Source organism: Streptomyces sp. NPDC059454, assembly GCF_042749965.1.
Classification (GTDB): Bacteria; Actinomycetota; Actinomycetes; order Streptomycetales; family Streptomycetaceae; genus Streptomyces.
Genome location: NZ_JBHYVC010000011.1, coordinates 146284 through 163134, shown reverse-complemented (window position 1 = coordinate 163134; position 16851 = coordinate 146284). Strand labels below are relative to the sequence as shown.

Below are 16851 nucleotides of genomic sequence, written 5' to 3'. Positions count from 1 at the left end.
GCCCCCCCCTGTATTTTGTGTTCCCCACCTTCCCGCGCCGGGGCGGGGCGGGGGTTTCTTTCACCCACCGGGGGGGGGGGTGCCTAACTCCCCCCCCCACCGCCCTCGGCGTTCCGCTGTGTCGCGCCAGGGTTCCGCCGCGTAGTACCCGGTTTCCGGGCTGTCACGTCCGGCGCGAGGCTCCCATCGCGCGGGAGAAGACCGCCGGGTCGCCCTCGAACCCCTGGACGCCGGGACGGAACTCCCAGGGGCCTGATCCCTCCCGGACGAACTCCGCGACCGTCGCCGCCGTGGCTCCGAGGACACCGCCGAAGTCGTCCTCGGCCAGCACGGTGTAGCCCTCGCGGATGCGCAGACCGGGGTTGCCCACTCCGGAGAACGTCCGCCGTCCCTGGTGCTGCTGTATGACGACGCCGACCACCACGCGCGCGTACCGCTGGTCGAGCCGGTCCAGCTCCAGCGTCATGACCTCGTCGTAGCCGAAGCCCTTGCCGTCCTTGCTGTCCCGGTTGAGCGTGATGGTGCCGTCAGGAGAGCGACTGTCGAAGTGCACCACGTAGGCGGGATCGCCGTGCGGGGCGTCCGCCGGATAGGGCGCGGCGACGAGATCCAGGTCGGTGGAGGGCTGCCCCGACGGACTCGGGTCCCACCTCAGCGAGATCTCGACCTTGCGGATGCCCTTGTTGAGGCCGTTCACCAGTCTTCCCCTTCCCCGTGACCGTCCTGCCCGCTCACCCCAACTGTCGGGCCTTCCCGACAGGTTGCCCATCCTGCCACGCGCGTGGTGGCGGACGCCGGTAAGCAGTCACTCCGAGGGTGACCGACGCCACGCTCCCTGGCCTTACGATGGCGCGGTGCTGGTCAAGTGGATTCGCTGCACCGTGGTGGACCGCCGCGGGTTCGAGCGGGGGCAGCGTAAATGGGCGGGGCTTCTGGGGGAGCCGGGGTTTCGCGGGCAGGGCGGAGGCTGGAGCCGGGGGCGGCCGGACGTGGCGCACATCTTCTCCTTCTGGGAGAGCCGCGCCTTCTACGACTCGTTCATGGCCCGCTCCCACGACCGGCTCGCCTCGGCCCAGTCGGGCACGTTCAAGGACGCCCAGGTCAGGCTCTTCGACCACCGCTTCGACGTGAAGACCGGGTTCGAACCGCGTTTCACGGACGCCGACCTGCTCAGGGTGGCGCTGTGCCGCGTGCACGAGGAGCGGTCGGAGCACTTCGTGCTGATGCAGGAGAAGGTCTGGAACCCGGCCATGGCCGGCTCGCCCGGTATGGTCCGGGGTCTGTTCGGAGAGGCGCCCGGGCACGAGTTCCTGGTGCTGTCGATGTGGCGGTCGGCCGCCGAGCACGGCAAGTACCGCACCGAGCGGGTGGAGCGCCTCGCCCTGCGGGCGCAGACGGAGGCCGACATCGCGGCCCTCGCGGGGGACATCGTGGAGATGGAATCGGCCTGGACGGTCTGATGTCCGGACGCGGAACGGTGCGCGCCGGCGTGGCGCGGGGTGCGGGATGTGTGTGACCTACGCCGTATGGGGCCCGCACGGGTGCTTGTCCGGCCGTCACCCGATCTAGGGTCTTGGCATGGCACGACCACGGCGCATCGTCCTTGTCCGACACGGTGAATCAACGGGCAATGTTGATGACTCCGTTTATGAGCGCGAACCCGATCACGCCCTGGCCCTGACCGAGCGGGGCACGTCGCAGGCGGCGGAGACGGGTGAGCGGTTGCGGGAACTCTTCGGCCGTGAGCGCGTCAGCGTCTACGTCTCCCCCTACCGCCGCACGCACCAGACGCTGAGCGCCTTCCGGCTCGACCCGGAGCGGATACGCGTGCGCGAGGAGCCGAGGCTGCGCGAGCAGGACTGGGGCAACTGGCAGGACCGTGAGGACGTGCGTCTGCAGAAGGCATACCGGGACGCCTACGGGCACTTCTTCTACCGGTTCGCCCAGGGGGAGTCCGGAGCCGACGTCTACGACCGGGTCGGCGGCTTCCTGGAGAGCCTGTTCCGCAGCTTCGAGGCCCCCGACCACCCCCCGAACGTCCTGATCGTCACCCACGGTCTGGCCATGCGGCTGTTCTGCATGCGGTGGTTCCACTGGACCGTGGCGGAATTCGAGTCGCTGTCGAACCCGGGGAACGCCGAGATGCGCGTGCTCGTTCTGGGGGAGAACGGCAAGTACGCCCTCGACCGGCCCTTCGGGCGCTGGCGGGATCCGGAACCCTACGGGATCACCGGATAGACGGAGGGGCACCGGATAGAGTGGCAGGGCGATGACCGCTGATTCCTCTTCCGCCGGGCGCCTGGACCGCGCCCTGGCCAGCCTGCGCGGCGTGTCCGTGGGGGACGCGCTCGGCTCCCAGTTCTTCGTGCCGGTGAACTACCCGCTGCTCAAGCGCCGCGAACTGCCTCCGGCACCCTGGCAGTGGACGGACGACACAGAGATGGCGTGCTCCGTCGTCTCCGTCCTGGCCGCACACCACCGGATCGACCAGGACGCCCTCGCGAGGTCCTTCGCCACGCACCACGACTTCGACCGGGGTTACGGGCCGGCGGTCAACCGGTTGCTGCGGCTGGTCCGCGAGGGCGGCGACTGGCGGGAACTCGCCGCCGCGCTCTTCGACGGGCAGGGGTCGTGGGGCAATGGCGCCGCGATGCGGATCGCCCCATTGGGGGCCTGGTACGCGGACGACCCGGAACAGGCCACCCATCAGGCCGAGATCTCCGCCTACCCCACGCACCAGCATCGTGAGGCCGTGGTCGGTGCCATGGCCGTCGCGGCGGCGGCCGCGCTGGTCGCCGCGCCCGGCGGGCCGCCCGGCTCGGACGCCCTCCTCGACGGGGTCATCGCGCTGGTGCCCGCGAGGAGCGCGGTCGGCGCGGGGCTGCGCCGGGCCCGGGACATGCTCGACTACGGCGACGCGGCCACCGTCGCGGCCGTGCTCGGCTGCGGGCGGCGTACGACGGCTCATGACACCGTGCCCTTCGCGCTCTGGTCGGCGGCCCGGGCCCTGGGCGACTACGAGCGGGCGTTCTGGACGACCGCTCAGGTGGGCGGGGACGTCGACACGACCTGTGCGATCGTGGGCGGCGTGGTCGCCGCCGAGAAGGCGGGGGCACCGCCCGCCGAGTGGGCCGACCGGGTCGAGCCCTTGCCGGACTGGATGCGGACCGCGGTCTGAGGGCGGGGGCCGGCCGCCGCCTCGGTCCGCGGGCGGGGTTCGGAACTCTCTGTACATCCCGGGAACTCTCCGTGACCGGCTGCCCGTTGTCGAGACATCCGCTGTGTGAGACATGGGGTCTGACACGTGTAGATGCGTCTGTTGCGCGGGAGCGGTGCGGAGGAGGGGCCGTGTTGGTGATCGTGAAAGCGTTGCCCGGGGCCGTGCTCGCCCTGATGAGTGCGGGCCGGCCCGGCGTTCGCCGGCCGGGTCCGAAGACATCGGCCGACGAGCTGCCGGGCCGGACCCGCGGTGTCCCCTCTTCAGCCCATGCCCGGTCCGGCCGAGCCGGACAGCGCCTCCAGGTCGCTCTTGCGGACCCGGATGACGAACCATGCGGTGGCCAGGGCGAGTACGGCCATCGCGGCAGCCGGGATGAAGGCGGTGGAGATGCCCTCGGTGAGCACCTCGTGGCCCCAGGGAGCGGGCAGCTGGTGCGTCTGGGCGAACTCCGCCTTCTGCTCCGGCGTCCCTTCGGCGAGGAAGCCCGGGAGCTGCTTCTCCGCCTCGTCCTTGCCGGCCGTGCCGAACACCGTCGTCAGGAGGGCCAGTCCCACCGACCCGCCCACCTGCTGAGTCGCGTTGAGCAGCCCGGACGCGGCGCCTGCCTCGTGCTGGGCCACCCCGGAGACCGCGGTGAGCGTCAGCGTCACGAAGTTCAGTCCCATACCGAAGCCGAAGACCAGCATGGGGCCGAGGATGCCGCTGACGTACGAGCTGTCGGAGCTGATCAGCGTCTGCCAGGCCAGCCCGATCGCGGCGAGCGCCGACCCGACGAGCATGAACGGCTTGGGGCCGAACACGGGAAGGAACCGCTGGGACAGACCGGCCCCGAGCGCGATCACGACCGTCACCGGCAGGAAGGCGAGACCGGCCTCGATCGGGCTGTATTCCAGCACGTTCTGCACGAAGAGGACGATGTAGAAGAACATGCCGAACATCGCCGCGGCCAGGCTGAGCATGATCACGTAGGTGCCCGCGCGGTTGCGGTCGGTGAACATCCGCAGCGGGGTGATCGGCTCCTTGGCCCGGGACTCGATCAGCGCGAAGGCCACCAGCAGGACCACGGCGGCCACGAAGGAGCCGATGGTCAGCCCGTCCCGCCAGCCTTCCTCCGCCGCGCGGATGAAGCCGTAGACGAGGGAGGCCATACCGGCCGTCGAGGTCACCGCGCCCGCGATGTCGAAACGGCCGGTGTGCCGCTCGGACTCGTTGATGTACATCGGTGTGAGTACGGCTATCAGCAGGCCGATCGGCACATTGACGAAGAGCACCCACCGCCAGTCGAGCCACTCGGTGAGCATGCCGCCCGCGAGCAGGCCGATGGCGCCGCCGCCCGCGGAGACCGCGGCGAAGATGCCGAAGGCGCGATTGCGCTCGGGGCCTTCCGGGAACGTGGTGGTGATGAGCGCCAGCGAGGTGGGCGAGGCGATGGCGCCGCCCACGCCCTGCAGGACGCGCGCGGCCAGCAACTGCCACGGCTCCTGGGCGAACCCGCCGAGCAGAGAGGCGAAGGTGAACAGCAGGATGCCGGTCATGAAGACACGGCGGCGGCCGAGGATGTCGCCGGCCCGGCCGCCGAGCAGCAGCAGGCCGCCGAAGGTCAGGGTATAGGCGCTGATCACCCAGGTGAGGTCGGTGGTGCTGAACTCGAGAGCGTTCTGGATGTGCGGCAGCGCGATGTTCACGATCGTCGAGTCGAGCACCACCATGAGTTGGCAGGCCGCGATGACGGTGAGCGCGATGCCGGGACGTCCGTCCCGGCGGGCCGCACCTGGCTTCTGGTTCTGAGTCAAAGGAGAGGTTGTCACTATGGGTCCCCCACGAGTGCGTCAGTGAACGCTCGCGTTCACTGTTGCGTCAACCGTATGAGTCCCCGACAGTGAACGCAAGCGTTCACTTAATGTGTTGTCGCTCGGCGCGTCCCCCTCGGTCGCCGCGCGTTACGTGCTTCATCCCCGAATGCCCGCTTCTTCTGCTCGTTGGAGAGTCAGATGGTTTCTTCGAGCTGGGTGGCCGCCCAGGATCGGACGGCCGCCTCCCGCCGCCGTGGTGCCGTGCTGGAACGCGCGATCCTCGATGCCGCCCTGGAGCAGCTCAGTACGGTCGGCTGGAACGGCCTGACGATGGAGGGCGTCGCAGCGGCCGCCCAGACAGGGAAGGCCGCCGTCTACCGGCGCTGGCCGTCAAAGGAGGATCTGGTCGCGGACGCGCTGCGGGCCGGGCTGCCGCATTTCGACGCGGCACCGGACCTGGGCGGCGTACGCGAGGATCTGCTGCACCTGTGCCTGAGGGCGCGCGACGCGATGTTCTCCCAGTCGGGGTCTGCTCTGCGCTCGGTCATTCACGAATGTGACACGCTTCAGGCCGAGCGCTTCCACGCCGTCATCTTCGACGGGGTCGTGGAACCCACCATCAAAATGCTGCGCGACGTGATCGAACGCGGAATGGAGCGGGGAGAGGTGCGTGCCGACGCGGCGAACGGATATGTCTTCGACGCCATTCCGGCGATGATGATGTATCGCTCGAAGGTGTGCGGCAGTGAATGGCCGGACATCGATCTGGAGGAGATGATCGACCAGTTGATGGTTCCGCTGCTGCGGCCGGACGGCTCCTGACCGCGGTTTCCGCGAGCCGCCGGCGCCGCTCGGGGACCGGGGTGTCGCGGGCCCTCGCGGGCGGCGTACGCTAAGGGCGCCATGCCGTACGAACCACCTACTCACACCGTCGAGCGCTCTCTGCGCGCCGCGACCGGGGCGAAGATCGTTGCAGGTGTCGACGAGGTGGGACGCGGCGCGTGGGCCGGCCCTGTCACCGTCTGCGCGGCGATCACCGGACTGCGCCGGCCCCCGGAGGGTCTCACCGACTCCAAGCTCCTCACCGTCAGGCGGCGCACCGAGCTCGCCGAGACACTGCGGAGCTGGGTGACCTCATACGCCCTGGGACACGCCTCCCCCGAGGAGATCGACGCCCTGGGGATGACGGCCGCGCTGAGGCTGGCGGCGGGGCGTGCGCTGGGGGAGCTGCCGGTCCGGCCGGACGCGGTGATCCTCGACGGCAAGCACGACTATCTCGGCACGCCCTGGAAGGTCCGTACGGTCATCAAGGGCGACCAGTCGTGCGTGGCCGTCGCGGCGGCTTCGGTGATCGCCAAGGTCCAGCGCGACAAAATGATGGCCGAACTGGGCGTCGACCATGCAGACTTCGGTTTTGCGGACAACGCCGGGTATCCGTCGCCCGTGCACAAGGCCGCACTGGAGGTTCGGGGACCCACCCCGTACCACCGGTTGTCGTGGGCGTATCTTGATGCGCTGCCCCAGTGGCGGCATCTCAAGAAGGTCCGCGGCTGGACGGAAGGGCGCGTTCCGGAAATCGAGGGTCAGCTCGGCTTCGACTTCTGACGGACCGCTCGCACTCATGTGCCACCCGGCGGCGCGAGCCGTACCAACGTTTGATAAAAATCAGCTCATGCCTCTCATTCCCGAGGAGCCTCAGATTCACGAGAGTGCCCAGGGTCCCCGCACCGCGCCGACCCCCCGCCCCGTACCCGGTCCCCGACCTGCGGCTCCGTCGCGTCCCGGTCGTCCCGGCCCGCCGCGGCCCGCGCCGCCGGTGCAGCGCGCGTCGCGCGACGCGGCCAAGCCCGTTCCTCCGGGCCCGCCCGCGCCCGCGGCGGCCACCCCGCAGCTCCAGCTGATCCCGGCCTCGGCCCAGGGGGCGCTCGACGCCGCCGAAGAGGCCGTGGACCTGCTGCTGGACTCGGGCCGCGCCCCCGGCGACGTGCTGGTGATCACCACCGGCGACCCGCATCCGTGGGCCACCCACGAATTGTCCTTCGGCGAAGCCTCCTACTGGGCTCAGCACGACGCCGGTGACGACGTCTTCTACACGGACGCCGAGGTCGCCGAGCGCGCCGGTGCGCGGCCCGTCGTCGTGGTCGCCGTCAACGGAGGCCCGGAATCCGCGACCGCCTCCGCCCTGTCGGTGGCGCGCGCCCGGGCCGACGCCCTGCTGATCGTCTGCGGCGACCCGCAGCGCGTCAACTCGGTGCGGGGCGCGGGCGTCTGAGCCGACCCCTCGGCGTCCGGCCGGACGCCGAGGGGTCGCGGACACCGCGGTGGCGACGTCCGCACGGTCGGGGACTCGGCGTGCCCGGGACCGGAGCGGTGGATGCTCTTGGGTCTCCGCCGCCTCGATACCGGGCCGGGTCAGGCGTCGTGCGGACGCGCCGTGCCGTTGTGCGGCCCGCCCGCGCCACCATGCGATGCCCGGATGTCCGGCGGCGTCCCCGTGACGTCAGCGTGCCGCCGCGCGGCGCAGGACCTCCGACGCGGCGCCACCCGTGCGCGGTATCCGGGGCGGTGCCGCGGACGTGGCGAATGGTTCCGGTGCCGAGCCGGCGCTGGGGTGGCGGCCGCCACGTCCCTCGCCGAGGACCTGCCACCCGTCACGGGTCAGCGTGATGTACGCCCCGCAGCGCAGCCCGTGCAGGGTGCAGGCGTCCCGCAGTCCCCACATCCACGCACCGTCCTCCTCCGTCCAGCGCGCGTCGCCGTCACGGCAGTAGAGCAGCACGGCGGTGCGCACCGGGGTGCGGCGGCGCAGGTCGTGCGGGATCACCCGGCGCAACTGGTCCAGCAGCACATTGCGGAGCAGCCAGCCGTCCGCGGAGGTGGTGCGCCGGGTGAACGACGCGCTCGCCCGCACACGTTCGTCCGGATCGAGTACGGCGACGACCGCGGTCGCCGGACCGGGACGGTGCCGGGCGTGCAGTCCGCTGACGACCTCCCGCGGGCTGCCCAGCAGTGGGATTCCCGCGGCGGCCCATTCCGCGGGTTCGAGTACACGGTTGGCGGAAGCGGCGGACGTCGACAGCGATGCCGCCGAGGACGGAGCGAATCCGAAGGTCACGGTCCTCCCTTCGGCTACGCCCGGACTGCGGGCAGGGTCGGATTCGGGGGAGCGCGCACGCAACGGAGGCCTACCTGATCGGCGGGCGAGCCGTGCGGGTGCGTCCTTCAATTCTTCCTGTCGAACTTGGATGCGGCAACGAGCAATTGAGGCAGCGGCCCGGTATCGGGTGTTCTGTGGCTAATATCCCCACCTGTTGGACGGGCCGAACCATCAGCCCTGTACGGCCAGCACCAGCGGCAGCACGCCCTGTGCACCGGCCCGCCGGAGCAGGCGCGCCGCGACCGCGAGGGTCCAGCCCGTCTCCGTGTAGTCGTCCACCAGAAGGACCGGGCCGCGCGCCTCGGCCAGCGCGGCGGCGAGGTCGGCGGGCACGGTCAGCGCCCCGTCGAGGGCCTTGAGGCGCTGGGCGCTGTTGCTCCGGGAGGCGGAGTGCGCCTCGCCCGTGTAGGCCACCGATCCCAGCAGCGGCAACCGCCCGATCTCCGCGATGCGTGCCCCGAGCGAGTGGATCAGCCGGGGCCGGCTGCGGGAGGCGAGAGTGACCACCCCCACCGGCCGGGGCCGGGGATCCACCGCCCCCGGAGCCCAGCCGCCGGTCCCCTTGGCCCAGTCGGCCAGCACACCCACCACGGCCCGGGCGACATCGTCCGGCACCGGACCGTCCGGCGCCTGCGGCGTGAACATCGGACGCAGCCGGTTGCCCCAGCCGATGTCCGAAAGACGCCCCAACGCCATGCCCCGATCGGCCTGTTCCCCCGCCGGAATGCGCCCCTTGAGATCCATGCCGATCGCCGGAAGCCCGGTGGGCCACATCCGCCGGGGCTCCACCTCGACGCCCGCCCGGCCGAGATCCACACGGGCCGCCTCGAGGGCGGCCGAGGATGCCTCGGGGGTGTACCGGGCGCCCGCGCAGTTGTCGCAGCGTCCGCAGGGCTTGGCGCCCTCGTCGTCCAACTGGCGCTGCAGGAACTCCATCCGACAGTCGGTGCTCGCCGCGTACGCGCGCATCGCCTGCTGTTCGGCCTTGCGCTGGCGCGCCACCCACGCGTACCGCTCGGCGTCGTACGTCCACGGCCGCCCGGTCGCGATCCAGCCGCCCTTGACCCGCCGCACCGCCCCGTCCACGTCGAGCACCTTGAGCATGGTCTCCAGCCGGGAACGGCGCAGTTCCACCAGCGGCTCGAGGGCCGGCAGCGACACGGGCCGGTCGGAGCGCGCGAGGACGTCGAGCGTACGGCGCACCAGGTCCTCCGAGGGGAAGGCGAGCGACGCGAAGTACTCCCAGATCGCCTCGTCCTCCTTCCCCGGCAGCAGCAGCACCTCGGCATGCCGGACGCCGCGCCCGGCGCGGCCGACCTGCTGGTAGTAGGAGATGGGGGAGGAGGGTGAGCCGAGGTGCACCACGAAGCCCAGATCGGGCTTGTCGAAGCCCATGCCGAGCGCGGAGGTGGCGACCAGGGCCTTCACCTTGTTGGCGAGCAGGTCCTCCTCGGCCTGCTGCCGGTCGGCGTTCTCCGTCCTGCCGGTGTACGAGGCGACGGTGTGCCCGCGCTGCCGCAGGAAGGCGGTGACCTCCTCGGCGGCGGCCACGGTGAGCGTGTAGACGATCCCCGAGCCCGGAAGTTCGTCCAGGTGGTCGGCGAGCCAGGCCATCCGGTGCGCGGCGTCCGGCAGGCGCAGCACACTCAGGCTCAGACTCTCCCGGTCCAGCGGGCCCCGCAGCACCAGCGCGTCCGACGAGCCTCCCGTGCCAAGCTGTTCCGCGACGTCGGCGGTGACACGGGCGTTGGCGGTGGCGGTGGTGGCGAGGACGGGCACGCCGTCCGGGAGGTCGGCGAGCATGGTGCGCAGCCGGCGGTAGTCCGGACGGAAGTCGTGCCCCCAGTCGGAGATGCAGTGCGCCTCGTCGACCACCAGGAGTCCGGTCGCGGCGGAGAGCCTGGGCAGCACCTGGTCGCGGAAGTCCGGGTTGTTCAGCCGCTCCGGACTCACCAGCAGCACATCGACGTCGCCCGCGGCGATCTCCGCCTGGACGGAGTCCCATTCCTCGCTGTTGGAGGAGTTGATGGTCCGGGCGTGGATTCCGGCTCTGGCCGCGGCCTCCACCTGGTTGCGCATGAGCGCCAGCAGCGGGGAGACGATCACGGTGGGGCCGCTGCCCCGGGCCCGCAGCAGCGAGGTGGCCACGAAGTAGACCGCGGACTTGCCCCAGCCCGTGCGCTGCACGACCAGGGCCCGGCGCTTGTCGGCGACCAGCGCCTCGATCGCCCGCCACTGGTCCTCGCGCAACCGGGCCTCGCCCGAGGCGTCCCCGACGAGGCGGGCGAGAACCGCGTCGGCGGCCGTGCGGAGATCCGCGTTGCTCGTGTGCTCCATGGGTCCATACAACAGGACGCCACTGACATGCGGGCGGGCGTGCGGGAGCGATCCCCGCAGCCCGCGGTCGGTGGCATGTCCCTGATCGGACTTATCCACAGGGCAAACCGGAAGGCCGTAATCCGCGAGATGGTCTTCGCATGACGAATCACGGCGAAACCACTGGATCCCCCGAAAACGGTGACATCTCCGGGCGTGACACCGGTCCCCGGACACCCGGCGGCGACGAAGACCGCACACCGCGTCCGCAGGACGTCACCTGCACCGCGTACGACAGTCGTGGCGACGGACAACAGGTCACCCTGCGCTCCCCGGCCGAGCTCGCCGATGCCCTGCCCTACCTGCTCGGCTACCGTCCCGAGGACAGCATCGTGCTGGTCGCCCTGCACGACAAGGACGGACGGGGCCGGTTCGGCGGCCGCGCCCGGCTCGGTATCCCCGCCAACCCCGACGACTGGTCCTCCGCCGCCCGGCAGCTGACCCACGGCCTGGTGGCGGGCAGCGAGCGCCGGGGTGCCCGGCCCGAGCAGATGGTCGTCTTCCTCTGCCACGAACCGGGCCGGGGCGAATCCGGCCGGCAGGTCAAGGAGCGGCTGGGTCCGCTCGCCCGCACCCTGCGCCTGGAGTGCGGTGCCCTGGACATCCCGGTGGTGGAGGCCCTGTGCGTCTCGGACGGCCGCTTCTGGTCGTACTGCTGCGACGACGAGGGCTGCTGCCCGGCCGAGGGGACACCGATGGGCCTGCCCGGCACCTCGGTACTGGCCGCCGCCGCCACCTACGCCGGGCTCCAGGTCCGCGGCACCCTGCGCGAACTGCGCGCCCGGCTCCAGCCGTGGGAGCACTCCGCCGCCCGGGAACAGGAGGCCGCCCTGGACGCCGCCGGCCTGGCGCTGATCCCCAGGATCCTCGACGCGGAGGGCCGGCACGAGGTCGCCGAGGAGACACTGGGGCTGGCCGAGCGGATCCGGGGCCGTCTCGCCGACGCCCCGCCCGTGCCCGGCGTGCTCCCGGCGGACCTGCGGGACGACGAACTGCTCGGGCACGACGAGGCCGCCGCGCTGATTCTCGGCCTGCAGGACCGCACGACCCGCGACCGCGCGGCCGAGTGGATGGAGGGCGACGAGGCGGGCCCGGCCCTCCGCCTGTGGCGCGCCCTGGCCCGCCGCTGCGTCGGAGCGTACGGCGAACACGCCGCGGCACCCCTCACCCTCGCCGGGTGGGTCGCCTGGTCCACCGGTGACGAACTGGAAGCCCGGGAAGCACTCGCCATGGCCCTGGGCGCCGACCCCGACTACCTCTTCGCCCGGCTTCTGCACCAGGCCTGCAACGAGGGACTCGACCCGGAGTCGATCCGCCACTGCCTGCGGTCCGAGCGCGAGGGCCGTGGGCGGGCGACGCCGGACGAGTCGTCGGCCGTGGCCACGGAGCCGCGGCAGCAGGGCGGCTGTGAGCCGCCGGCTGCCGAACCCGCGGTTCCGGGCCCCGAAGCGGTGCCCCCGCCCCGCCGACGCCGCACCCGAGCGCCCGGCACCGGCAGCGCTCTCCCCCGCCGGGTCCGTACGGAGGGTGGCCGACCGGGACGGCGGGTTCCGCATCCGCGTACGTCGGTGGCGAGCGCGCGCCCCGCGGCGGGTGGCGGGACGCGTCCGGGCGGCGCGGACGAGAGCGGGACACGTCCCGGCACGGCGGGTCCCGGGGTGGGGCGCCGCCGCGGTACCTCGCAGCCGAGAGCGCAGGCCGGCCGCCAGGGCGGCGAAGGGGAGGAGTGAGCGAGCGGCGGAGCTGCGCTCATCGGGCCGGCGCCGGCCTTGCGTAGGCGTGGCGGGCAGGCGGCAGGGCAGCTGTCCGTGCACACCGCCATGATCTGTGTCGCCCTGCCCGGCTTTGCCGTCTCGACGGAACAGGGCCGGCGGACCGGCAGCGGGCTGGTGGGGGTCCACCGTGCGGGACGGCGTCCTCTTCTCCCGGTGCCGGGTCCGCGTGGCCGGGCGGGCGCCGTTCGCCGTCCGAGCGCGGAGAGCGGCCGCCGGCCGGGCCCGTTTCGTGGGGACGCCGTGCGTGTCCCCACAAGGCGGCTCGGACCCGGATGTGGCCGTGGAGCGGACACGCTGCGCGGACGGCACGGAACGGATCACGCCGCGCGGCGCGGGCCCTTGTCCGCTGCGCCTGCCCGCCGACGGCCTTCCGGCCGGGAGCCCGACCTGGTGGGACACGTCCTCGCCGGGCGGCGGGAAGAACAGGAGGACGGGCCCGCCGGGCCGAAGTGGATCAGTTGGTGTCACGGCCGGCGAAGGGAGTGTTTATCGTCAGGCAGACGACTATGATCGCCGCATGCCCTACGACCCGTCAGCCTTTCCGCCTTTCGCCGTCACCGTGGACCTGGTCGTGCTGACCGTACGCCGACATGCCCTGTGCGCGCTGGCGGTACGCCGGGGCGAAGCGCCGTTCCAGGGGCGCTGGGCGCTCCCCGGCGGCTTTGTGCGGGCCGACGAGGATCTGGCGCAGGCGGCGGCCCGGGAACTGGCCGAGGAGACGGGGCTGCGAGTGCACGACCCCGCCATCCCCGCCCAGGACAACGGCGCTCACCTGGAACAGCTCGCCACCTACGGCGATCCCGGGCGCGACCCCCGGATGCGGGTCGTCAGCGTCGCCCACCTCGCCCTCGCCCCCGACCTGCCCGCGCCCCGGGCCGGCGGTGACGCCAGCAACGCGCGCTGGGCGCCCGTCGAGGAGTTGCTGCAGCAGGGTGGTTACGGCCGGGACGGTGAGGCGGTGGCGCCACTCGCCTTCGACCACGCCCAGATCCTGTCGGACGGGGTGGAACGCGCCCGCTCCAAGATCGAGTACTCGTCGCTGGCGACGGCCTTCTGCCCGCCCGAGTTCACCGTCGGCGAGCTGCGCAGGGTCTACGAGGCGGTCTGGGGCGTGGCGCTCGACCCGCGCAACTTCCACCGCAAGGTGACGGGCACGCCGGGCTTCCTGGTCCCCACCGGTGGCACGACCACTCGGCAGGGAGGTCGGCCCGCCCAGCTCTTCCGGGCCGGCGGCGCCACCCTGCTCAACCCCCCGATGCTGCGCCCCGAGGTCTGACGCGGGACGACCGGACCCGGCCAACGGGTCCGGAGGGGTAGCGCCCTTCCCCTCCGCCGACCGACCGCGAGATGCCCGGAAAACCCGATATGGCGCGCTATCTTGCATTGGGTGATCCAGGCCACCGGACTGACCAGCAGCCCTCGCAAAGAGCTTCCGCCCGCCGTCGACGACGTCTCCTTCGAGGCGCACGCGGGCCGCGTCACCGCGCTGCTCGGAGCACCGGGCGCCGGCAAGACAACGGCGCTCCGGCTCATGCTCGAACTCCAACGCGGCCGTGGTATCACCTGCTTCAGAGGCCGCCCGCTGCACCGCATCCCCCATCCCTCCCGCGAAGTCGGCGTGCTGCTCGGCGATGTGCCGGGCCACCCCGCCCGCACCGTCCGGGGGCACCTGCGCATGCTGTGCGCCGCCGCGGGCGTCCCTGCCCGCCGGGCCGACGAAGTCCTCGAGGCGGCAGGGCTCGTGAGCCTGCGCGACGAACGCCTGGGCACCCTGTCGCGCGGCATGGATCGCCGCCTGGGACTGGCCTGCGCACTGCTGCCGGACCCGCACACACTCGTGCTCGACGAGCCCGCGCGAGGGCTGTCGGCTGCTGAGAACCGCTGGCTGTACGGCACACTCCGGGCATACGCGGCCCAGGGCGGCACGGTGCTGTGCACGACGGCCGACCCGAAGGAGGCCGCGCGGATCGCGGACCACGTGGTCACCCTGGAACGGGGAAGACTCGTCGCCGACCAGTCGGCGGCGGACTTCTCACGGACCCGGCTGCGCCCCCGCGTCGCCGTACGCAGCCCGCACGCCGCCCGCCTCTCCGCCCTGCTCGCACAGGAGGCCCGTGCCACCCGGCGGTCCGTGGAGGCCGTGCACGAGGGCGGCAACCGCCTCTGTGTCTACGGCAGTACCTGTGCGGACGTCGGCGAGATCGCGTTCCGGCACGGCATCGTCGTCCATCAACTGGCGGACGAGGTCGGAGACATGGGGCCCGGCGCCGGGGCGGCCGAACCGGCGGCGGACGAGAAGGCGCCCCCGGCCGGTGCTGCCGGGGAACCCGTGCGGCCGGAACCCGGCGCACCCCCGCCCGAGGACGACACGGCACGCGATCCGGACCACCACCCCGGCGCCCCGGCCGACGAAGGCTCTCCCGGATGCGTGTCCCCGCCGCGGAAGGCGCCGGACGCACCCGTCGCCGAGGACGCCCACCCGGCCCCCGGAGCCCGCTCGCGCCGGGCCGCTCGCGCGCGCGACGCCGGTGCCGGGTTCCCCCCTCCCGTCTCCGTCCGTCCCGCCCCCAGGCCCCTTCGGCCGCTGCGCTATGAGATCCGCCGCGCCACGAGTGTCGGCACGGGGTTCCTCGTCGGGGCGGCCGTGCTCGTCGTGTCCGCGCTCACCGCCGTACTGCTGGCGCGGGTCGGGCACACCCCGCAGCCGCGCCTGCTGGCCGCGTGGCCGAGGGAACTGCCGCTGCCGCCCGCGGCGCTCGGCGCGGGACTGCTCGGCGCGCTGGCCTTCGGCGACGAATTCCGCCACCCCGCGCTGGCGGCGGACCGCGGCACCGTGCCCCGGCGGCTGGGGCTGCTGACCGCCAAACTCCTCGTGGCCTCGGCCGCCGCGGTGGTGCTGGCCGTCCTGACCGTCGGGTGCGATGCCGAACTGCTCCACCTCGTCTACGGACGGGAGGCCGTCGAGGTCCCCGCCGACTGGCTGCCGCTGAGTGCGGGTTGGCTCGGCCTCGTGACCGGGTGCGCCTGCGCCGGCGTGCTGGCCGCCGGAGTGTTCCGGTCCACCACCGCCGGTCTCGCCGTCGTCGTCGCCGTACCCCTTCTCGTCGTGCCGCTCGTGCACAAGGTGACGGAAGGGCCGGCGGCGCGCACCCCGGTATCGCTCGCCTCGCGGCTGCGGGACGGTGGACCGCTCCGCTGGCCCTTCGGGGGCGAACGCCATCTGGACGCGGTCCTGCGCCTGATCGCCCAACCCGTCGGCGGCGCGCTGACGTTGTCGCTGGCGGCGCTGCTGTGCGCGTACGTGCTCACCGGCCTGCGGAGCAGAGTCCGATAACGACCGTCCAGGAACACATCAGCCCGCCCTTGCTCGCAACTCCTCGCAAAAAGTCCATTTCTTTTCGATAAGACGTCAATTGCGACGGGGTGAGCGATCACCCTTTCGTGTGCTTTTCACCAAAGACCTCAAGGGAGTTGGAAGCGGAGCCGACAAAGGATGCGTGAGTACCCTTGCGCACACCATGATGACCGCCGCCCGCTCCGCAGACTCCGGCCTCGCGAGCCCGGGCGAACTCGACCGCTACCCCTACGCCGAGGCGCCCGCCGTCAACCGCGTGGGGGTCCCTGCCTGGGACGGCGCGGATCCGGAGCTGGGTCGTATGGGCCGGCGGGCCGCGGGCAGCCGCGGCCGCGGGCTGCACGGCCAACTCGTCCAGCAGTTGGGTCAGATGATCGTTTCCGGGGACCTGGGCGCCGACCGCCCGCTGGTGCCGGAGGAGATCGGCCAGCGCTTCGAGGTCTCCCGTACCGTCGTCCGTGAGTCGCTCCGCGTCCTGGAGGCCAAGGGCCTGGTCAGCGCCCGGCCGAACGTCGGCACGCGTGTGCGCCCCGTCAGTGACTGGAACCTCCTCGATCCGGACATCATCGAGTGGCGGGCCTTCGGGCCGCAGCGCGACGACCAGCGCCGTGAGCTCAGTGAGCTCCGCTGGACGTTCGAGCCGCTCGCCGCCTGTCTGGCGGCCGGCCACGGACGGGAGGACGTCCAGCAGCGGCTGACCGACATGGTCGAGATCATGGGTCACGCCATGAGTCAGGGCGACGCCCTGACCTTCGCCCGCGCCGACGCCGAGTTCCACTCCCTGCTCATTCAGATCGCCGGCAACCGGATGCTGGAGCACCTCTCCGGGATCGTGTCCGCCGCGCTGCAGGTCTCGGGCGGCCCGGTCACGGGCTGTGAGCGGCCGAACGAGACCTCCCTGGCGCAGCACGGCCGGATCGTCGACGCCCTCGCCGACGGCGACGGCGCGGCGGCCGAGGCGGCCATGCGTCAACTTCTCACGGTCCATCCAGAGGTGGAACGCGTGGTGCCCGCCCCGCGCGAGCACTGACCGCGTTCCGCGGACGGCGCGGTCCGGCATGCCATCCCCCTCCTGTGGCAGTGCCCCACCGATGAGCCGTCCCCCGTCGGACCCTGCGGGATCGTCGACGATCCCGCAGGGTCCGACGCCCAGAACGGCGTGGCACACTCGGAGA

The 16851-nt window shown here is 72.3% G+C and carries 14 protein-coding genes; 10 read left to right on the top strand and 4 right to left on the bottom strand.

The features are described from left to right. Positions 1–163: 163 nt before the first annotated feature. Positions 164–697, bottom strand: a complete 534-nt coding sequence (locus tag ACFXAE_RS11230) for a TerD family protein (RefSeq protein WP_384711444.1) — start codon at positions 695–697, stop codon at positions 164–166. A 157-nt stretch (positions 698–854) separates the two neighbouring features. On the opposite strand from ACFXAE_RS11230, the gene ACFXAE_RS11225 reads away from it, so the two are divergent. From ACFXAE_RS11225 to ACFXAE_RS11215, 3 genes are all read left to right on the top strand, one after another. Further along, positions 855–1460 (top strand): YdbC family protein, encoded by a 606-nt coding sequence (locus ACFXAE_RS11225; protein WP_384711441.1) that lies wholly within the window; start codon positions 855–857, stop codon positions 1458–1460. Positions 1461–1578: 118 nt separating this feature from the next. Next, on the top strand, positions 1579–2238 hold the full coding sequence (locus tag ACFXAE_RS11220) for a histidine phosphatase family protein (protein ID WP_384711438.1): 660 nt from the start codon (positions 1579–1581) through the stop codon (positions 2236–2238). A 31-nt stretch (positions 2239–2269) separates the two neighbouring features. After that, the gene (locus ACFXAE_RS11215; RefSeq protein WP_384711435.1) at positions 2270–3178 is read left to right on the top strand and encodes an ADP-ribosylglycohydrolase family protein; all 909 of its coding nucleotides are present in this window, start codon (positions 2270–2272) and stop codon (positions 3176–3178) included. Between the two features lie 302 nt (positions 3179–3480). Here the strand turns inward: ACFXAE_RS11215 and ACFXAE_RS11210 are convergent, their stop codons facing one another. Further along, on the bottom strand, positions 3481–5028 hold the full coding sequence (locus ACFXAE_RS11210) for an MFS transporter (RefSeq protein ID WP_384711432.1): 1548 nt from the start codon (positions 5026–5028) through the stop codon (positions 3481–3483). A gap of 183 nt (positions 5029–5211) precedes the next feature. Between ACFXAE_RS11210 and ACFXAE_RS11205 the strand changes: the two genes are divergently transcribed. The 3 genes from ACFXAE_RS11205 to ACFXAE_RS11195 all read left to right on the top strand — a co-directional run bounded on the left by ACFXAE_RS11205 (position 5212) and on the right by ACFXAE_RS11195 (position 7285). Continuing rightward, on the top strand, positions 5212–5835 hold the full coding sequence (locus ACFXAE_RS11205; RefSeq protein ID WP_384711462.1) for a TetR/AcrR family transcriptional regulator: 624 nt from the start codon (positions 5212–5214) through the stop codon (positions 5833–5835). Between the two features lie 81 nt (positions 5836–5916). Then, entirely contained in the window at positions 5917–6618 is a 702-nt protein-coding gene (locus ACFXAE_RS11200) for a ribonuclease HII (RefSeq protein ID WP_384711429.1), read from the top strand. A 67-nt stretch (positions 6619–6685) separates the two neighbouring features. Next, complete coding sequence (locus ACFXAE_RS11195; protein WP_384711426.1) at positions 6686–7285, top strand: hypothetical protein; 600 nt, start codon at positions 6686–6688, stop codon at positions 7283–7285. Positions 7286–7513: 228 nt separating this feature from the next. On the opposite strand, the gene ACFXAE_RS11190 is transcribed toward ACFXAE_RS11195, so the two are convergent. Continuing rightward, on the bottom strand, positions 7514–8128 hold the full coding sequence (locus ACFXAE_RS11190) for a hypothetical protein (RefSeq protein WP_384711423.1): 615 nt from the start codon (positions 8126–8128) through the stop codon (positions 7514–7516). A 213-nt stretch (positions 8129–8341) separates the two neighbouring features. Then, positions 8342–10507 (bottom strand): RecQ family ATP-dependent DNA helicase, encoded by a 2166-nt coding sequence (locus tag ACFXAE_RS11185; protein ID WP_384711420.1) that lies wholly within the window; start codon positions 10505–10507, stop codon positions 8342–8344. A 140-nt stretch (positions 10508–10647) separates the two neighbouring features. Here ACFXAE_RS11185 and ACFXAE_RS11180 point away from each other — a divergent pair, with 140 nt between their 5' ends. From ACFXAE_RS11180 to ACFXAE_RS11165, 4 genes are all read left to right on the top strand, one after another. Further along, positions 10648–12276, top strand: a complete 1629-nt coding sequence (locus ACFXAE_RS11180) for a DUF4192 family protein (RefSeq protein WP_384711417.1) — start codon at positions 10648–10650, stop codon at positions 12274–12276. Positions 12277–12838: 562 nt separating this feature from the next. Beyond that, entirely contained in the window at positions 12839–13597 is a 759-nt protein-coding gene (locus tag ACFXAE_RS11175; RefSeq protein ID WP_384711414.1) for an NUDIX domain-containing protein, read from the top strand. A gap of 111 nt (positions 13598–13708) precedes the next feature. Further along, positions 13709–15655, top strand: a complete 1947-nt coding sequence (locus ACFXAE_RS11170) for an ATP-binding cassette domain-containing protein (protein WP_384711411.1) — start codon at positions 13709–13711, stop codon at positions 15653–15655. Positions 15656–15818: 163 nt separating this feature from the next. After that, positions 15819–16706, top strand: a complete 888-nt coding sequence (locus tag ACFXAE_RS11165) for a FadR/GntR family transcriptional regulator (protein WP_384711408.1) — start codon at positions 15819–15821, stop codon at positions 16704–16706. Positions 16707–16851: the final 145 nt, after the last annotated feature.

What these genes read in the sequence shown, in the direction of transcription:
- ACFXAE_RS11205 (WP_384711462.1), top strand. Translation starts at nt 5,212, where the DNA reads ATGGTTTCTTCGAGCTGGGTGGCCGCCCAGGATCGGACGGCCGCCTCC.
- ACFXAE_RS11195 (WP_384711426.1), top strand. Translation starts at nt 6,686, where the DNA reads ATGCCTCTCATTCCCGAGGAGCCTCAGATTCACGAGAGTGCCCAGGGT.
- ACFXAE_RS11175 (WP_384711414.1), top strand. Translation starts at nt 12,839, where the DNA reads ATGCCCTACGACCCGTCAGCCTTTCCGCCTTTCGCCGTCACCGTGGAC.
- ACFXAE_RS11180 (WP_384711417.1), top strand. Translation starts at nt 10,648, where the DNA reads ATGACGAATCACGGCGAAACCACTGGATCCCCCGAAAACGGTGACATC.
- ACFXAE_RS11185 (WP_384711420.1), bottom strand. Translation starts at nt 10,507, where the DNA reads ATGGAGCACACGAGCAACGCGGATCTCCGCACGGCCGCCGACGCGGTT.
- ACFXAE_RS11220 (WP_384711438.1), top strand. Translation starts at nt 1,579, where the DNA reads ATGGCACGACCACGGCGCATCGTCCTTGTCCGACACGGTGAATCAACG.
- ACFXAE_RS11215 (WP_384711435.1), top strand. Translation starts at nt 2,270, where the DNA reads ATGACCGCTGATTCCTCTTCCGCCGGGCGCCTGGACCGCGCCCTGGCC.
- ACFXAE_RS11200 (WP_384711429.1), top strand. Translation starts at nt 5,917, where the DNA reads ATGCCGTACGAACCACCTACTCACACCGTCGAGCGCTCTCTGCGCGCC.